The 14,922-nt window shown below is 68.1% G+C and carries 17 protein-coding genes; 6 read left to right on the plus strand and 11 right to left on the minus strand.

What is annotated here, in order from left to right; genetic code table 11:
* Positions 1 to 12 precede the first annotated feature (12 nt).
* The 6 genes from MUH00_RS07725 to MUH00_RS07750 all read right to left on the minus strand — a co-directional run bounded on the left by MUH00_RS07725 (position 13) and on the right by MUH00_RS07750 (position 5,540).
* The gene (locus tag MUH00_RS07725) at positions 13 to 453 is read right to left on the minus strand and encodes an FAD synthase family protein (RefSeq protein ID WP_247003918.1); all 441 of its coding nucleotides are present in this window, start codon (positions 451 to 453) and stop codon (positions 13 to 15) included.
* A 35-nt stretch (positions 454 to 488) separates the two neighbouring features.
* On the minus strand, positions 489 to 800 hold the full coding sequence (locus tag MUH00_RS07730) for a DUF7521 family protein (RefSeq protein WP_247003519.1): 312 nt from the start codon (positions 798 to 800) through the stop codon (positions 489 to 491).
* A gap of 146 nt (positions 801 to 946) precedes the next feature.
* The gene (locus tag MUH00_RS07735) at positions 947 to 1,270 is read right to left on the minus strand and encodes a DUF4198 domain-containing protein (protein WP_247003520.1); all 324 of its coding nucleotides are present in this window, start codon (positions 1,268 to 1,270) and stop codon (positions 947 to 949) included.
* Positions 1,271 to 1,394: 124 nt separating this feature from the next.
* Positions 1,395 to 2,504 (minus strand): ABC transporter ATP-binding protein, encoded by a 1,110-nt coding sequence (locus MUH00_RS07740; RefSeq protein ID WP_247003521.1) that lies wholly within the window; start codon positions 2,502 to 2,504, stop codon positions 1,395 to 1,397.
* Positions 2,501 to 4,411 (minus strand): ABC transporter permease, encoded by a 1,911-nt coding sequence (locus MUH00_RS07745; RefSeq protein WP_247003522.1) that lies wholly within the window; start codon positions 4,409 to 4,411, stop codon positions 2,501 to 2,503. Before MUH00_RS07745 ends, MUH00_RS07740 begins: the two co-directional genes overlap by 4 nt.
* A gap of 4 nt (positions 4,412 to 4,415) precedes the next feature.
* The gene (locus MUH00_RS07750) at positions 4,416 to 5,540 is read right to left on the minus strand and encodes a thiamine ABC transporter substrate-binding protein (protein WP_247003523.1); all 1,125 of its coding nucleotides are present in this window, start codon (positions 5,538 to 5,540) and stop codon (positions 4,416 to 4,418) included.
* 147 nt (positions 5,541 to 5,687) lie between these two features.
* On the opposite strand from MUH00_RS07750, the gene MUH00_RS07755 reads away from it, so the two are divergent.
* Together MUH00_RS07755 and MUH00_RS07760 are read left to right on the plus strand one after the other, a co-directional pair.
* Positions 5,688 to 6,836, plus strand: a complete 1,149-nt coding sequence (locus tag MUH00_RS07755; RefSeq protein WP_247003524.1) for an AI-2E family transporter — start codon at positions 5,688 to 5,690, stop codon at positions 6,834 to 6,836.
* A gap of 85 nt (positions 6,837 to 6,921) precedes the next feature.
* Positions 6,922 to 7,512, plus strand: coding sequence for a DUF5518 domain-containing protein (locus tag MUH00_RS07760; protein ID WP_247003525.1), 591 nt, complete (start codon positions 6,922 to 6,924; stop codon positions 7,510 to 7,512).
* Positions 7,513 to 7,544: 32 nt separating this feature from the next.
* Here MUH00_RS07760 and MUH00_RS07765 read toward each other — a convergent pair whose 3' ends face one another.
* Positions 7,545 to 8,906, minus strand: coding sequence for an ABC transporter permease (locus MUH00_RS07765; protein WP_247003526.1), 1,362 nt, complete (start codon positions 8,904 to 8,906; stop codon positions 7,545 to 7,547).
* Positions 8,903 to 9,730, minus strand: a complete 828-nt coding sequence (locus tag MUH00_RS07770) for an ABC transporter ATP-binding protein (protein ID WP_247003527.1) — start codon at positions 9,728 to 9,730, stop codon at positions 8,903 to 8,905. Before MUH00_RS07770 ends, MUH00_RS07765 begins: the two co-directional genes overlap by 4 nt.
* 270 nt (positions 9,731 to 10,000) lie before the next feature.
* On the opposite strand from MUH00_RS07770, the gene rpiA reads away from it, so the two are divergent.
* Positions 10,001 to 10,708, plus strand: a complete 708-nt coding sequence (gene rpiA, locus MUH00_RS07775) for a ribose-5-phosphate isomerase RpiA (protein WP_247003528.1) — start codon at positions 10,001 to 10,003, stop codon at positions 10,706 to 10,708.
* An 11-nt stretch (positions 10,709 to 10,719) separates the two neighbouring features.
* On the opposite strand, the gene MUH00_RS07780 is transcribed toward rpiA, so the two are convergent.
* Positions 10,720 to 10,971 (minus strand): hypothetical protein, encoded by a 252-nt coding sequence (locus tag MUH00_RS07780; RefSeq protein WP_247003529.1) that lies wholly within the window; start codon positions 10,969 to 10,971, stop codon positions 10,720 to 10,722.
* A gap of 87 nt (positions 10,972 to 11,058) precedes the next feature.
* Positions 11,059 to 11,502: a hypothetical protein gene (locus tag MUH00_RS07785; RefSeq protein ID WP_247003530.1), complete on the minus strand. Its 444-nt coding sequence runs from the start codon at positions 11,500 to 11,502 to the stop codon at positions 11,059 to 11,061.
* 119 nt (positions 11,503 to 11,621) lie between these two features.
* On the opposite strand from MUH00_RS07785, the gene fni reads away from it, so the two are divergent.
* Positions 11,622 to 12,686 carry a type 2 isopentenyl-diphosphate Delta-isomerase gene (fni, locus tag MUH00_RS07790; protein ID WP_247003531.1) on the plus strand — a complete coding sequence of 355 codons (1,065 nt, stop codon included), beginning with the start codon at positions 11,622 to 11,624 and terminating at the stop codon, positions 12,684 to 12,686.
* Positions 12,687 to 12,798: 112 nt separating this feature from the next.
* The gene (locus MUH00_RS07795) at positions 12,799 to 13,446 is read left to right on the plus strand and encodes a hypothetical protein (protein ID WP_247003532.1); all 648 of its coding nucleotides are present in this window, start codon (positions 12,799 to 12,801) and stop codon (positions 13,444 to 13,446) included.
* Between the two features lie 179 nt (positions 13,447 to 13,625).
* Here the strand turns inward: MUH00_RS07795 and MUH00_RS07800 are convergent, their stop codons facing one another.
* On the minus strand, positions 13,626 to 13,793 hold the full coding sequence (locus MUH00_RS07800; protein WP_247003533.1) for a DUF1931 family protein: 168 nt from the start codon (positions 13,791 to 13,793) through the stop codon (positions 13,626 to 13,628).
* A 267-nt stretch (positions 13,794 to 14,060) separates the two neighbouring features.
* Here MUH00_RS07800 and larB point away from each other — a divergent pair, with 267 nt between their 5' ends.
* Positions 14,061 to 14,819: a nickel pincer cofactor biosynthesis protein LarB gene (gene larB, locus MUH00_RS07805; RefSeq protein ID WP_247003534.1), complete on the plus strand. Its 759-nt coding sequence runs from the start codon at positions 14,061 to 14,063 to the stop codon at positions 14,817 to 14,819.
* Positions 14,820 to 14,922 lie beyond the last annotated feature (103 nt).

Raw genomic sequence — 14,922 nt, forward strand, 5'->3', positions numbered from 1 at the left:
GGCGGTCCGCCGCTACCGACCCGGCCGGCCGGGGACGTCGGCGGCGCGCCGCTCGAGAATCCGGTCCGTGATCGCGCTGCTCGAGAGAAGCTCCGGGTCGTCGTCCCGCGGTTCGCGGGCGCTCGCCCGCTCGACGCGGCAATCGATCTCCCAGGAGTCGAGCATCGCCGCGACCTCGCGCTCGTCGTGGTGCTGGTCGTGGCCGAGCACGAGCACGTCGGGATCGATCGCGCGGATCGGAATCGAGTAGTCCTCGGGGTGCCCGACTCGCGCGCGATCGACGACGTCGAGGGCCGCGACGAGGTCCCGGCGCTGTTCGTCCGGCACGATCGGAGCCGGTTTGTGGTCGATCGTCTCCGAGTTGGCGACGACGACGTGGAGTTCGTCGCCCATCGAGGCCGCTTCCTCGAGGTAGTGGACGTGGCCGGGGTGAAGGAGATCGAAGGTCCCCATGGCGACGACGCGAGTCGGTTCCCGCGCGTCTCGACTCACTGCGACCCCCTCGCGCGCACGATCGTCGTCCGCGATCGATCGACGAACAGCGAATACAGCAGGACGGCGAAGCCGCCCGCCGTGATAGAACTCTGGACGGCGACGCCGAGGGCGACGTTGTCGGCGAGGAGGTGGATGGCGCCGCCGACGACCGAGCCGGCGACGATGCAGGTGAAGCCGAGCGCAAGCGCCCGGAGCGCCGGCGATCCGGTCCGCCGGAACGCGCGGTAGGCGAGCAGCGCGATGGCGCCGCCGGTCACGAGCGTCGCCGTGTTCCCGAGTGCGATGAGGATCGTGTATTCGTTCATGGCTCGTCGGTTCCGCCGATCGCCCGCCGTCGCTCTCGGGCGTGCGAGCGCGCGATCGGTCACCACTGAGTAGGCCTCGCGCGTCGTACTTTAGTACAGTTGCGGTTCTCGCGCGCGCAGAATCACCGGCGAACGGGTTCGGGTAGTTATCCGATCCGGGTCCGGGACCCCATCCGTCGACGGGGCCGAAGCGCAGCCTCGGTCGGCACCACCCGAACGAGCGTGGACACCGGATCGTACGCCACGCGATCGGTCGGGGACTTCGCCGCGGTGAGCTTCCAGAAGCCGGGCGAGTCGAACCGCAGTCGACACAGTCCGCGCGCGTCCGTTCTGGCCAATTTCGTTTCGGTTTCGACGAGCGCGTTCTCGACTGGTCGGCGTCGATTGTCGCGGACGCGAACGGTCACCGTCCCTCCGCTGGGGATCTCTCTCCGCCCGACGTCGATCCTAAGTTGGCGAGTAACTTGCATGCGAATACGTACCACGGGAGTCCGGAAAAGGACGCACTTGCGAGTTCCGGTAGTCCGATGACGGGTGTCCCCGCTCGTCGATCGACCGGTCGATCGGCAGTAAGCGATCGGTCGCCCCGCCGGCTCACCGCACGTCGACGACGTGCGCGTCGTCGGGATCAAATCCAACCGTCACCGCGTCCCCGTCGGGTACGTCCGGAAGCTGGAGGACGGTCTCGGTCCCGTTCCACAGGCCGTTGACCCGGACCGTCTCGCCGAGGAACTCGCAGGTCTCGACGGCGATCGTGATCCGGTTTCGATCGGCGGCCCGCGAGAGCGCCCCCGGCCGGACGCAGAAGGTGACGCGATCGGCTCGGCCCGGGAGCGCGGGTAGCTCGAAGGTCTTGCCGCTGACCTCGACGACGGAGTACTCCCCGCTGACTTCGACGGCGGAGCGATCGCCGTCGCCGCCGATCGCGGCCGCGTCGTCGCCGCGGTCTCGCACGTCGCCGTCGAAGACGTTGTTGTCGCCGACGAACTCGGCGACGAACCGGGTCGCCGGCTCGCGGTAGATATCCTGGGGCGTCGCGACCTGCTCGACGCGTCCGTCGTTCATGACCGCCACGCGATCGGAGATCGCGAGCGCTTCCTCCTGGTCGTGGGTGACGTAGACCGTCGTGATCCCGAGTTCGGTCTGGATCCGGGTCACCTGCCGGCGCAGCGACTCCCGGAGGCGGGCGTCGAGCGCGCTCATCGGCTCGTCAAGCAAGAGCAGCTCCGGTTGGGGCGCCAGCGCCCGAGCGAGCGCGACCCGCTGTTGCTGCCCGCCCGAGAGCTGGTCCGGGCTGCGATCGCCCATCCCGTCCAGGTCGACCAGGTCGAGCAACTCCGCGACGCGCTCGTCGGCGGTCGTCCCCGTCGGTGGCTCCCGGAAGCGCAGGCCGTAGCCGACGTTCTCGGCGACGGTCATGTGCGGAAAGAGCGCGTAGCTCTGGAAGACGACGCCGACGTTCCGGTCCTCCGGAGCGACGCCGGTCACCTCCGCCCCGTCGAAGCGGACGTCCCCCGCCGTCGGCTCCTCGAAGCCGGCGATCGTCCGCAGCGTCGTCGTCTTCCCGCAGCCGGAGGGGCCGACGAGCGTGAAGAACTCCCCGTCTCGAACGGCGAGGTCGACGTTCCGGAGGGCCACGGTCTCGGACGCTCCCCGTCCGCCTCCGTACCGCTTCGAGACGCTTTCGAGGCGGAGTTCGGTCACCGTTCGACCCTCCCGCCGACCCGATCGACGACGACGAAACTCGCGGCGGTGACGACGAGCAGGAGCGTCCCCATGGCGATCGCGGGCCCCGACCGACGTCCGAGGTAGCGCTCGACGGCCACGGGCATGGTGTAGGTGTCGGCGCCGCCCGCCAAAATCACCGTCGAAGAGAACTCGCCGATCGAGATGGCGAAGGCGAAGGCGGCGCCGGCGACGATCCCGCTGGCGACGAGCGGGAGTTCGACGTCGACCAGCGCGCGGTAGCGGGAGGCGCCGAGCGCACGGGCCGACTCGACCATGGCCGGATCGAGGGCGCCGAGCAGCGGCGAGACGTTTCGGGTGACGAACGGGTACGCCGCCACCGCGTGGGCGGCCACGATCGCGACGGGTCCCGTCACCTGGAGTCGCCAGCCGCCGGGTAGCGGAATCCCGAAGACGAGTCCCTGCAGGAGGCCGATCCCGAAGACGACCCCGCTGACCGCGAGGGGGAGCATCGCGAGCGCGTCGACGATCGTTCCCACGCGGCCCGCGCGCGCGGTCGACACCGAGAGGATCACGCCCATCGGCACCGCGATCGCGAGCGTCCCCAGGCCGAACAGCAGCGAGTTCCGGACGGCCGGGAACGGACGCGTCTGGAACGACTGGCCCTCGACCTGCCGTTCGAGCAGGAACGCGTAGTGGCGAAGCGTGAACCCGCTCCCGTCCGTGAAACTCCCGATCACGAGGCTCGCCATCGGGCCGACGAAGACCACCAGCGCGACGAGGCCGTAGCCGACGACGGCGAGTCGGCGCGGCGTCAGGGCCGTCCGCAGGTCCGGGAAGAGCGGCTCCTTCGGCGGCGGGGCGGCCGCCCGCGCCAGTCCCGATCGGGCCGACTCGTAGCGGAGGTAGGCGTAGGTCAGCCCCAGCGAGACGAGGGTCTCGAGGATCGCGAGGGTCGCGGCTTCGGCGTACGCGAGCCGTCGAATCCGATCGTAGATCCAGACCTCGACGGTCGCCAGCTGGAGCCCGCCCAGCGCGAGCACGATCGGGAACGTCATGAACGTGAAGACGAACGTCAGCAGCGCGCCCGTGAGGATCGCGGGGAAGAGCTGCGGCGCGATGACGTCGAGAAACGCCCGTCGCGGGCTCGCGCCGAGACTGCGGGCGGTTTCGACGGTTCGCACGTCGACGGATTCCCAGGCGGCGACGGTGATCCGGGCGACCAGCGGCGCGTTGTAGAAGGCGTGGGCGACGATCACGATCGCCAGCGGATTCCGCTCGATGAACGGGTAGGGGCCGAGCCCGACGAGCCCGAGCAGACCGTTGATCGTCCCCGTCTGCCCGAACGCGGCGTAGAAGCCGACCGCGACCATGATCCCGGGCAGCACGAACGGCAGGATCGTCAGCGATCGAAGCGTCCGCCGACCGCGAAACTCGTAGGTCGCGAGCACGTAGGCGGCGGGGAGGCCGAGTGCGACGCTGGCGATCGTCGAGAGCGCCGCCTGGTAGGCCGTAAAGCCGAACAGCCCCAGCCGAACGCCGGGGGTCGTCACGCGGAGCCACGGGACCGGCAGCGCGACGTCCGATAGCGGGTACTCGATCGAGAGGGAGACGGAGACCGCCGCGAGCCAGCCGAAAACGGCGGTCGCGTGGCCCCCGATCGCCAGCGGATCCGAGAAGACGGCCGCCAGCGCGCCGACGTAGAACGGGTCGGTCAGCACCTCGCGAAACGCCGCGAGCGTCGGCACCCCGTCGACGACGACCGCGTCGACGAAAACGACGCCCACGGGGAGGTAGAGCATGACGACGAGGACGCCGATCGTCGCGATCCCGGCCAGGGCGAGCGCGCGGCGTTCGAACCAGGCCCGGCCGCCGGCGACGACCGCGGCCGCGGCGACGTCGGCGCGTCGATCCGCGCGGGTCACGGCGCTACTGGCTCGCGAACTCGCGCGCCCAGTCGTCGACCCACCCGTCGAGGTTGCCCCGGAGCCGATCGTACTCCATCGTCACGGCTTCCGGCGGTTCGTGGGCGTACCGGTCGAACTCGGGATCGAGTTCGACGTGCTCCGACGCGACCGCGGGGAACTGGACGTTTCGCTGGGCGATCTCGGCCTGGGCGTCGCTCGACAGGACGAAATTCACGAACTCGTAGGCGAGATCGATCTTCGTCGCGCGATCGAAGATCGCCATTCCCTCGGGATTCGCGTAGCCCTGGTCGTTCAGGAACGCGACCTGGTGGCGGCTCATGTCGTAGCCCTCGGCCGAGGCGAACACCTGATCGGTCGAGTACGAGACGATCATCGACCGCTGACCCTCCATGTAAGCGCCGTAGTACGACTCGTACCAGTCGTCGAGGACGCGAACGCCGTTGTCCGCGAGCTCGCGCCAGTAGTCGAGGTAGCCGTCCTCGCCGAAGGCGTCGATCGTCCACAGCAGGAACGCCTGTCCGGGATCGGAGTTCTGGGCGTTCTGGGTGAGCAGCGCGTTCTCGTACGCGGGCGCGGTGAGATCGTCGAACGTCGTCGGTTCGTCGACCTCGGTCTCGTCGTAGACGAGGCTGATGTAGCCCGTGTCGTAGGGAAGCACGCGGCCGTGCGGGTCGCCCATCTCGAGGCCATTGCGGATCCGATCGGCGCGCCCGATCCGATCGAGGTTGAGTTCGCGAAAGAGTCCGCCGTCGTCCAGCGCGTCGTCGATCCGGGCGAGGTCGTCGACGTTGACGCCGAGGTAGACGTCGGCGTCCAGGTCGGCCTCCTCCTGCTCGCGCCGGATGTAGTGGTTGAGCCCCGATTCCGGGACGGTCCACGTGAGCTCGGCGTCCGGATGCGCCTCCTCGAACGCCTCCTTGAGCCACGTCCCGGCGGGGTTCTCGTCGTCGACCATCGACTCGTAGGTGGCGACGATCAACTCGCCGCTGAGATCCGGCTCTTCGGGTTCGGGATCCCCCGGTTCCGTGCCGTTTTCCGGACCGTCGTCTCCGTCGCGGGTCACGCAGCCGGCCAGTCCGGCGACCGCGCCGCCGCCGACCGCGCCGACGAACGTCCGTCGTTTCATTACACGGTTGTTACACTGCGTGGTCTTAAATAGCGCGATCGCGAAATTCGGGAGACTGAAGGCCCGTATTCGACGGAATATGACGTTCGTCGCGGCGGACCGATCACCGATCCGAAGGGTTATTTCGCCCCGGTGAGACTCCCTCCTGTGACAGCGAACTCGATCGATCGCGGAAACGGGGGCGGGAGGTCCGCCGGAAACCGTCGGTACGTCCTCGCAGGCGTCGTCGCGTTGCTCGGAATCGTCACCGGGGGGATCCTCCTCGAAGTGCTCGGAACGATCCTGTTCGCGCTGACCGTCGCGTACGTCCTCGCACCCGTCCAGGGATGGCTCGCCAGGCACCGCTTCACGGAGTGGACGGCGGCGGTCGCCGCTACCCTCCTCGGCTTCGTCGCGGCCGTCGCCGTCTTCTCCCCGATCGTCGTCACCCTCTACTTCCGGCTGGAGGAGATCGTCGCCGTCGTCAGGGGACTCCCGGAATCGATCTCCGCCACGGCGCTGGGGGTGACGTACACGATCGAGTCCGGCGAGGTACAGTCGCTCGTCGTCGACTACGTGAACAGCGTCGCCTTCTCGTTCGCGTCGGCGCTGCCGGTGCTCGCGATCAAGTTCGCGCTGTTCGTCATCCTGCTGTTCGCCCTGTTGCTCAAGGGCGACGCCGCCGCCCGGGCCGCCATCGCCCCCGTTCCCCACGGCTACCGTGACGTCGTCTACGCGCTGGCCACGCGGGCGCGCGAGACGCTGTACGCGATCTACGTCCTGCAGCTGGCGACCTCGGTCGCGACCTTTCTCGTCGCCTACCCGCTGTTCTTCGCCCTCGGCTACGGCTACGACGCCGCGTTCACCCTCGCGATCGTCGCCGCCGTCCTGCAGTTCGTCCCGATCATCGGACCGAGCCTCCTCGTCGCCCCGATCGCGATCTACCAGGTCACCGTCGGCGACCTCGCCGCGGCGGCGCTGGTCGGCACCCTGGGGATCACCCTCGTCGCCTGGCTCCCCGACATCGTGGTCCGGCCCCGCCTCGCCCGCCGCTCGGCCGGCCTCCCGGGAAGCCTCTACTTCATCGGCTTCACCGGCGGGCTGTTCACGCTGGGCGCGATCGGCATCGTCGTCGGCCCGCTGATCGTCGCCGTCTTCGTCGAGTCGGTCGATCTGCTCGCCGACGAGGTGAACGGCGAGGTGACCCTCGCCGATCTCGCGGACGCGGGTCCCGACGGCTCGCCGAGCGAGTCGGGCGAGACCCTGTCGATGACAGCCGAAGAGTCGGAGTCGCAGCTGGCGGACGCCGGCGACTGACGGCCGGTCGATCGCCGACGGAACCCACGTCGCGTCCGGGTGTTGAACCACCGTCACTTTTCTTCCGTCCCGACGTACCATCGCTATGGTCACCGGACGGACCCTCATCAACGCCATCATCGGCGCGGTCGTCGGCGTCGTGCTCTCGTTCATCCCGTTTTCCACCGTCGTCGGGGGACTCGTCGCCGGCTTCCTCGAAGGCCCCGACGAGCGACGGGGCGCGATCGTCGGCGCGCTCGCGGGCATCATCACCTTCCTCCCGATCGCCGCCGGCGCGGTGCTCGTGCTCGGCTTCCTCGGCTTCGGGTTCGGCGTCGCGGCCGTCCCGATCGAGGGCTTCGCGATCGTGATGCTCTTCGTCTTCGTGGGCGCGGCCCTCGTCTTCCTCTACACCGTCGGCCTGTCGCTGCTGGGCGGCTACCTCGGCGCGTACCTCGCGCGGGAGTACCCGGAACAGCGCGCGCGAACGCGGGACACGGTCGGCCTGTCGCCGGATCGGCCGGGATCGGTCGACCCGACGCGCCCGCCGCGAGCCTCGGAACCCGCGTCGGAGCGCGAATCCGAGTTCGGCGCGGGGACGTCGTGGGAACACGATCCAGAGGAGGACTCGACGTTTCCCGACGACGACTCCCGAGCGCGCGATCGCGACGCCGATCGGGATCGGGAGCGAACCTGACGGATCCGCCTGCGATCGACGGCCGTCGGTCGTCACTCGTAACGCAGGGCGTCGATCGGATCGGTTCGCGCCGCCCGCCAGGCCGGATACAGGCCCGAGACGACGCCCACCAGGAACCCGACGGCGATCGCGAGCGCGACGTACTCGTAGGGGTAGACCAGCGGCAGGTCGATGTACTGCGCCCCGATGTAGCCCGCTGCGAGGCCGAGTCCCGTCCCGAGGATCGAGCCGATCACGCCGAGAACCGCCGCCTCGGTCAGGAACAGGCCGAGCACCTCCCGGTTCTGCGCGCCGACGGCTTTCATGATGCCGATCTCGCGGGTGCGTTCGGTGACGCTCACCAGCATGATGTTCGCGATGCCGATCGAGCCGACGACGAGCGAGATCGCTGCGATGCCGACGATGAAGTTCCGCAGGAGATCGAGCACGTCCTGCAACTGCTGAAGCAGTTCCGTGCTCGTCTGGAGCCTCACAGTGAGGTCGTCGCCCATCAACTGCCCCGCGTCCGACTCGTCGCTCTCCAGGTAGTCGATCGCGGTCTCCCGGGCTCGATCGATGTCCTCCTCGTCGGCCGACTCGGCCTCGACGACGATCGCGAGGAAGAGCGCGTCGTCGACCTGGTTCTGGGATCCCGCGCCGCTACTGCCGTTGCTTTCGGACTCGGTTCCGCCTTGGCCCCTGCTTCCGTCGTCACGGCTTCCCTCCCCGTCGGATCCGTTGCCAGGACCTGGAATCATCCCCGCGGCCTGCTCCGTGTAGAACGGATCCGTCGGCACGTAGACGCGCGGCGAGGGTTCGAACCCCTCGAACGGGCTCAGCCCTTCCGAGGAGTCGGTGATGCCGACGACGGTGACCTCGGTCCGCCGGCCGCCCTGCAGGACGATCGTCAGATTGTCGCCGGCGGAGACGTTCTCCTCGAACTGATTCGCGACGGCGGGGTTGATCACCGCCTCGCGCTCGCCCATCTCGAACTGTCGCCCCTCGTCGAGGGTATCCTCCCGGATGTACGGTGGTCCCGCCGCGACCAGGGCGTCGCTCTGGGGCGAAATCTCGTCGCCGGAGACGATCGCCTGCGTCGACAGCGGCATGTAGCCGTAGGCCGCCGCGATGTCGTCGCGCTCTTCGAGCGTATCGAGATCGTCCTGACTAAACACCGGTTGCGCGCCGGCCAGCGGTCCGCCCTCGGTGTCCGGCTCGGCCGCCCAGCCGTAGATGTTGCGCTGGTCGTCCGGGCTGATGTCGCCGATGACGCCCGCCTGCAGGCTCGCGCCGAGCGTGACAAAAGCGATCACCGCGGCGATCCCGATCACGATCCCGAGCGTCGTCAACGCCGATCGCAGTTTGTGTCCGCGGATCGAGCGCCACGCGAGTCGCAGGCTCTCCAGCGGGTTCATCCACCATCACCGCTGCGGCTCCCGTCGCCCACACTGCGCCGTTCGGAGGCGCCGTCGCCCACATCGCCGTTCTCCGCCTGGCCGCTCTCGCCGATCGCGTCGACGTCGCCCGGTCTCTCGCCGGGTCGATCGCCGTCGAGTTCCTCGATTCGCTCGATCCGTCCGTCGAGCAGGCGGACGATCCGATCGGCGCGCTCGGCGACGTGGCGCTCGTGGGTGACGACGATCATCGTCGTCCCGGCGGCGTGAAACTCCTCGAAGAGGTCGAGGATCGCCGCCTCGGTCTCCGTATCGAGATTGCCGGAGGGCTCGTCGGCCAGCACGATCGCGGGATCGTTCACCAGCGCGCGGGCGAGCGCGACCCGCTGGCGCTGCCCGCCCGAGAGTTCGTTCGGCATGTGGTCGACCCGATCGCCCAATCCCACGCGTTCGAGCAGGTCTCGAGCCCGATCGCGGCGTTCGTCGCGATCGGTACCCTGGAACAGTTGCGGGAGGGCGACGTTCTCCAGGGCGTTCAGTCGGGGCATGAGGTTGAACGTCTGGAAGACGAAGCCGACCTCGGAGCCGCGGAGGCTGGTTCGATCGCGATCCGTGAGGCCCGTCACCTCGCGGCCGCCGACGACGATCTCGCCCTCGGTCGGCGTGTCGAGACAGCCCACGAGGTTCATCAGCGTCGACTTTCCGGAGCCGCTCGGTCCCATGATCGCGGTGTACGACCCGCGGGGAATCTTCAGGTCCACCCCGTCTAAGGCCCGGACCGGCTCGCCGACGTGGTAGGTCTTGTGGACGTTCGACAGCGAAACCGCCGTCTCCGAACTCGCCATGGGCATGAGACCACGAACGCGTGGAAAAAGCTTCTTCCAACGACGCACTTCGCGATCACCTGCATCTAGTACCGAAACAGTAACGAACACCACGAAAGCCCCTGACCCTTTCAGCCCGCCCACTTCGGCCGATCGGCCATGCCACCGCGGGTAGGAATGAAAGTGGTTTTCGTGGTGTTGTGAACGGAGCCGTCCCACTCAGTACAGCACGAGCGTCGATTCGATCGTCGAGATGCAACGTTTTTGTCGTCGCCGCGCGCCCATCGAACCATGAAGACCGAGGGTGGATCGGATGCGGCGAAACGCGGCGCCGGCGAACGCGCGGCCGAGGAGGTCGAGGACGGGTTCGTCGTCGGGCTTGGAACCGGCTCGACGACCGCATACGCGATCGAGACGATCGGACGCAGGGTCGACGATGGGCTCGCAGTGCAGGGCGTTCCGACCTCGTTTCAGTCCCGTCGGCTCGCGCTGGACGTCGGGATTCCGCTCACGAGCCTCGATGCGGTTGCGGGGATCGATCTCGCGATCGACGGCGCGGACGCGGTCGTCGACGACCCCGACTCAGCGGCGGACGGCGCGCTCGTCAAGGGCGGCGGTGCGGCGCACGCACGAGAGAAGATAGTAGATTCCACGGCCGATCGGTTCGTCGTCGTCGCCGATCCGTCCAAGCTGACGACCCGACTCGACCGATCGGTGCCGGTAGAAGTGCTGCCCGACGCGCACACCGTCGTCGCCGATCGGATCCGCGACCGCGGCGGCGAGCCGACGCTTCGGGCGGCCGAGCGCAAGGACGGTCCGGTCGTCACCGACAACGGCAACCTGGTGCTCGACTGCGAGTTCGGCGCGATCGAGGCGCCAACCGACCTGGCGACCGAGCTGTCGTCGATCGCGGGCGTCGTCGAGCACGGCCTGTTCGTCGGCCTCGCGGACGCGACGTACGTCGGCACCGACGACGGCGTCGACGTCCGCCGATACTGAGTTCGGCCCGGCTACAGGGTCTCCTGATAGCCGCAAACGGGGCAGTGCATCCCGCCGTCTTTGATCAGCAGGTAACTCCGCTGACAGCGAGCGCACGGGCTGCCGATCCCGACGCCGGTTTCTCGACCGACCGCTTCGATCGTCCGCCGAAGCTGCTGGTGCTGGCGTTCGATCGTCTCGAGTCGATCGGCGAGTGTGGCCAGCTGCGTCGCCGTTACCTGCCGCGACAGCCGTTTCGAACCGGCGTTTGAACGCGGTGTCATGGCGAGGGGTACGCCGGGGACGGAAATAACGCTCTCTGTCCGGTACCTGTCGTGACAGGTCGGGCGATCCTCCGGCGAAACGGGCTATTACCGCGCAGTGCGATCGGCCGCCGGTCGTTCTTCGGGGGTGATCTGGGGATCCTCGGGGGCGTCGGCGCGCCGGGAGAGGGCGACGACGGTCAGGTAGAGTACCCCGAGCAGGCGAGCGGCCGGTTCGATCCACGGCTTCAACTCGAGGTCCTCGGTGTTCTCGTAGACGAACTCCTGGCTGAGCGTGATGATCGGACGGGGGACGAGCGCCAGGACGATCCCGGCGACGCCGAGCAGCGACCCGACGAGCCGCGAGCCGCCGCGACCGCGGACCAGTAGCCAGACGAACGCGAGCCCTTCGAGGCGGGCTCCCCAGAGCGCCCACGGTCGCAGTTGCGCTTCCTCCGGGTTCGCGAGCCCGATCCGCTCACAGGCGTCGATAACCGGTTGCGGCTTCGCGATCTCGACGAGCCCGAAGGTGATCAGCAGTTTGCGAAGCATACCCTGAATACGGAGACGATCGGCAAAAAACGCGGTCCTCGATTGCAGCGAGCGATCCGGACCGACGAAAAGACAGCTTTTCAACGGATTCGATCCATCGTTGCGGTGGAGACGATTCGATGCCCGAGACTTCCGATCGGAAAGACGACCACATTCGCATCATTCGGGAGGAAGACGTCGAGACGACCGGCACCGGGTTCGCCGACGTCGAACTCGTTCACGAGGCGCTTCCCGAGATCCACCGCGACGAGATCGACACGACGACGACCCTGTTCGGGCGCGAACTGGCCGCGCCGATCGTCATCGAGAGCATGACCGGCGGCCACCCGAACACGACGAAGATCAACCGGGCGCTCGCCGAGGCCGCCCAGCGGACGAACGTCGCGATGGGCGTCGGCAGCCAGCGTGCGGGGCTCGAACTCGACGACGACGCGCTCCTCGAGTCCTACACCGTCGTCCGCGACGTCGCGCCCGACGCGTTCCTCTACGGCAACGTCGGCGCGGCCCAGCTGCTCGAGTACGACGTGGCCGACGTCGAGCGAGCCGTCGAGATGATCGACGCCGACGCGATGGCGATCCACCTGAACTTCTTACAGGAAGCGGTCCAGCCCGAGGGCGACGTCGACGCCCGCGGCTGTCTCGCCGCGATCGAACGTGTCGCGGCCGACCTCAGCGTTCCGGTCGTCGTCAAAGAGACCGGCAACGGAATCTCTCGATCGACCGCGAAGCGACTCGCGGACGCCGGCGTCGACGCGATCGACGTCGCCGGCAAGGGCGGGACGACGTGGTCGGGCATCGAATCCTACCGGGCGGCCGCGGTCGGCGCCGACAGGCAGGAACGGATCGGCGCCCGGTTCCGGGCGTGGGGAATCCCGACGGTCGTCAGTACGCTCGAGGCGACCGCGGTCCACGACTGCGTGATCGCGAGCGGCGGGGTTCGGTCGGGACTCGACGTCGCGAAAGCGATCGCGCTCGGCGCACGCGCCGGGGGGCTCGCGAAGCCGTTCCTCGGACCGGCCGGCCGGGGAACCGAAGCGGTCGTCGACCTGATCGAGACGCTCGCGCTCGAGCTCAGGACCGCAATGTTCGTCACGGGGTCGGCGTCGATCGCCGACCTTCGAGCGGTCGATCCCGTCGTTCTCGGGGGCACTCGACGATACCTCGACGAACGCGGCTCGCGATAGGCGTCGCCAGACTATCTCTCGATCGCGGTTCGGCCGTCATCATTCCTCGAAAAGGTTAATTCTTCCACAAAAGAGCTTAATATACGATGGTGCCTGTCGTGAGACGATAGAAATGCGGGAGCCGCTGGAGGGAACGGACGTCTCGGGGAGGGGACAGACTGACGCGGCGGACTCGATCGAATCGCTCCTCGAATCGGAGGACACCGAGACCGTCGTCGAGAGACTCAGCGAGAGCGGCACCCGATATCACGTCTCCGAGTCGAACGTCGACGACATCGTCGGATCGACCGCGTCGGCGGACGGCGATACCGACTCGGAATCGGTCGCGTTCGGCGGCGAACCGTCGCGAACCGTCTCTTCGGAGGGAATCGACGAGGTCTTCGAGAAACTCGAGGCGGAAGCCGCTGCCCGCGAGGAGGATCCGATCGCGGCGTCGCCGACCGTCGAACGGCGACCCGACGACTGGGAGTCTTCCCCGTTTGACGCGGCCGACCGCGACCCGGACTTCGACGAACTGAAGCGGGAGTACGGGTCGCTGTCCGGATCCGCGCCCGAGCGGACGATCTCGGACGAGAGCGTCGACGACATTCTCGCGCTCGTCTCCGACGACGCCGATCCGGACGCCGACGATCGGTCGTCGGGGCGAACCGACGGGGAGTCGATCCGGCCCGCCGATCCGGACGCGGCGATGTCCTCGCTCTTCGACGACGCGACGGTCTCCGGCGGACCGGAATCGATGGACGAGTCGATCCGAGAGTAACGCCGCCCCGGCTCGATCGGCGCTGCGGACTCGCCGTCCGACTTTCTCGACCCCCGCGACCCCGTATCCGGGCGTCGCGCGATCCCGCGTCCGCGTTCGCTATCGTCGATCACCGCACGCGCCGACGAAGCCGCGGCTGGTCGCGCAGCGTCCGAAAAAATCGCAGTACGTGGCGTTCCTTACAGGTCGCGCGGCTGGACCGTCTTGCGATCGTTCGCTTCCGCACGTCGGGCGGCGTCCTTGAGCAGCTCGTCGACTTCCTCGTCGAGTGCATCGTAGAAATCCGAAGCGACGTTCTTGTCATCGAGCGCTTCCTTTACGGCGGCTTTGACGATAAGGTCTGCCATACGATGTATCGATTCCGCTTACCCTAATATAAAGGTTGTGCTTATTCGGCGAAATACGGGGGTTGCAGCGCCCAATTCGTCCGTTTCGGGCGCCGGATCCACCGGAAAGTATATGTCTGATGAGCCGTCACCCGCGCGATCGATGCCGTCATTCGGTGAATTCCCGCTCGCGCGCGCTCCTATCGTCGCTCGGGCGCGGTTCGAACGCGGGAGTCACTCGCGGATGCGGGTCGACGGATTCGAGTACGTTCGTCACCCAGGACGGGTATGCGCGAACTCCTCGAGGCCGTCGCCGACGGCTCGCTGTCGCCGGCCCAGGCCGAGGCCGAACTCAGGGGGTACGTCACCGGCGACGCGGGTCGGTTCGACGCGGCCCGACAGCATCGTCGCGGCATTCCGGAGGCGATCTTCGCCGCGGGTAAGTCGGCCGAACAGGTCGTCGAACTCGCCGAAACCGCACTCGAAACGACGGAGCGGGCACTCGTTACGCGCGCCTCCGATCGACAGATCGAGGCGCTCGAGTCATCGATAGCGAACTCGTACCCCGACGCGATCGTCGATCGCCGCGGGACGACGGTCCACGTTCGGACCCCGGCGTACGATCCCCCGTCGCTCGACGCGACGGTCGGCATCGCGACCGGCGGCACCGTCGACGGCCCGGTCGCGGACGAGGCCGAACTCGTCTGCGAGGACGCGGGGATCGCCGTCGATCGGGTCGACGACGTCGGGGTCGCGGCGCTCGATCGGATCCTGGACCAGCTCGATCGACTCCGCGAGGCGGACGTCCTCATCGTCTGCGCCGGCCGGGAGGGCGCCTTGCCGACGGTCGTCGCCGGGCTCGTGGACGTGCCGGTGATCGGAGTTCCCGTTTCCAGCGGGTACGGATTCGGCGGCGATGGCGAAGCCGCCCTCGCCGGGATGCTCCAGTCGTGTACGATCCTCTCGGTCGTCAACGTCGACGCCGGCTTCGTCGCCGGCGCCCAGGCGACCCTGATCGCCCGGACGATCGGCGCGGCTCGCGAGTGACAGACTGCAAAAATATTCTTCTGATATCGAAACGCCAAACGGCGTTTGGGAAAGCATATTTAACTATACACCCGGTAGATACGGGTACCGGCTTGTGCCGGTG

Source organism: Halosolutus gelatinilyticus, from assembly GCF_023028105.1.
Lineage (GTDB): Archaea > Halobacteriota > Halobacteria > Halobacteriales > Natrialbaceae > Halosolutus > Halosolutus gelatinilyticus.

Coding starts and splice junctions, on each gene's coding strand:
- MUH00_RS07725 (WP_247003918.1), bottom strand. CDS start 453: ATGGGGACCTTCGATCTCCTTCACCCCGGCCACGTCCACTACCTCGAG.
- MUH00_RS07730 (WP_247003519.1), bottom strand. CDS start 800: ATGAACGAATACACGATCCTCATCGCACTCGGGAACACGGCGACGCTC.
- MUH00_RS07735 (WP_247003520.1), bottom strand. CDS start 1,270: ATGCAAGTTACTCGCCAACTTAGGATCGACGTCGGGCGGAGAGAGATC.
- MUH00_RS07750 (WP_247003523.1), bottom strand. CDS start 5,540: ATGAAACGACGGACGTTCGTCGGCGCGGTCGGCGGCGGCGCGGTCGCC.
- MUH00_RS07760 (WP_247003525.1), top strand. CDS start 6,922: ATGGTCACCGGACGGACCCTCATCAACGCCATCATCGGCGCGGTCGTC.
- MUH00_RS07765 (WP_247003526.1), bottom strand. CDS start 8,906: ATGAACCCGCTGGAGAGCCTGCGACTCGCGTGGCGCTCGATCCGCGGA.
- MUH00_RS07770 (WP_247003527.1), bottom strand. CDS start 9,730: ATGGCGAGTTCGGAGACGGCGGTTTCGCTGTCGAACGTCCACAAGACC.
- rpiA (WP_247003528.1), top strand. CDS start 10,001: ATGAAGACCGAGGGTGGATCGGATGCGGCGAAACGCGGCGCCGGCGAA.
- MUH00_RS07780 (WP_247003529.1), bottom strand. CDS start 10,971: ATGACACCGCGTTCAAACGCCGGTTCGAAACGGCTGTCGCGGCAGGTA.
- MUH00_RS07785 (WP_247003530.1), bottom strand. CDS start 11,502: ATGCTTCGCAAACTGCTGATCACCTTCGGGCTCGTCGAGATCGCGAAG.
- fni (WP_247003531.1), top strand. CDS start 11,622: ATGCCCGAGACTTCCGATCGGAAAGACGACCACATTCGCATCATTCGG.
- MUH00_RS07795 (WP_247003532.1), top strand. CDS start 12,799: ATGCGGGAGCCGCTGGAGGGAACGGACGTCTCGGGGAGGGGACAGACT.
- MUH00_RS07800 (WP_247003533.1), bottom strand. CDS start 13,793: ATGGCAGACCTTATCGTCAAAGCCGCCGTAAAGGAAGCGCTCGATGAC.
- larB (WP_247003534.1), top strand. CDS start 14,061: ATGCGCGAACTCCTCGAGGCCGTCGCCGACGGCTCGCTGTCGCCGGCC.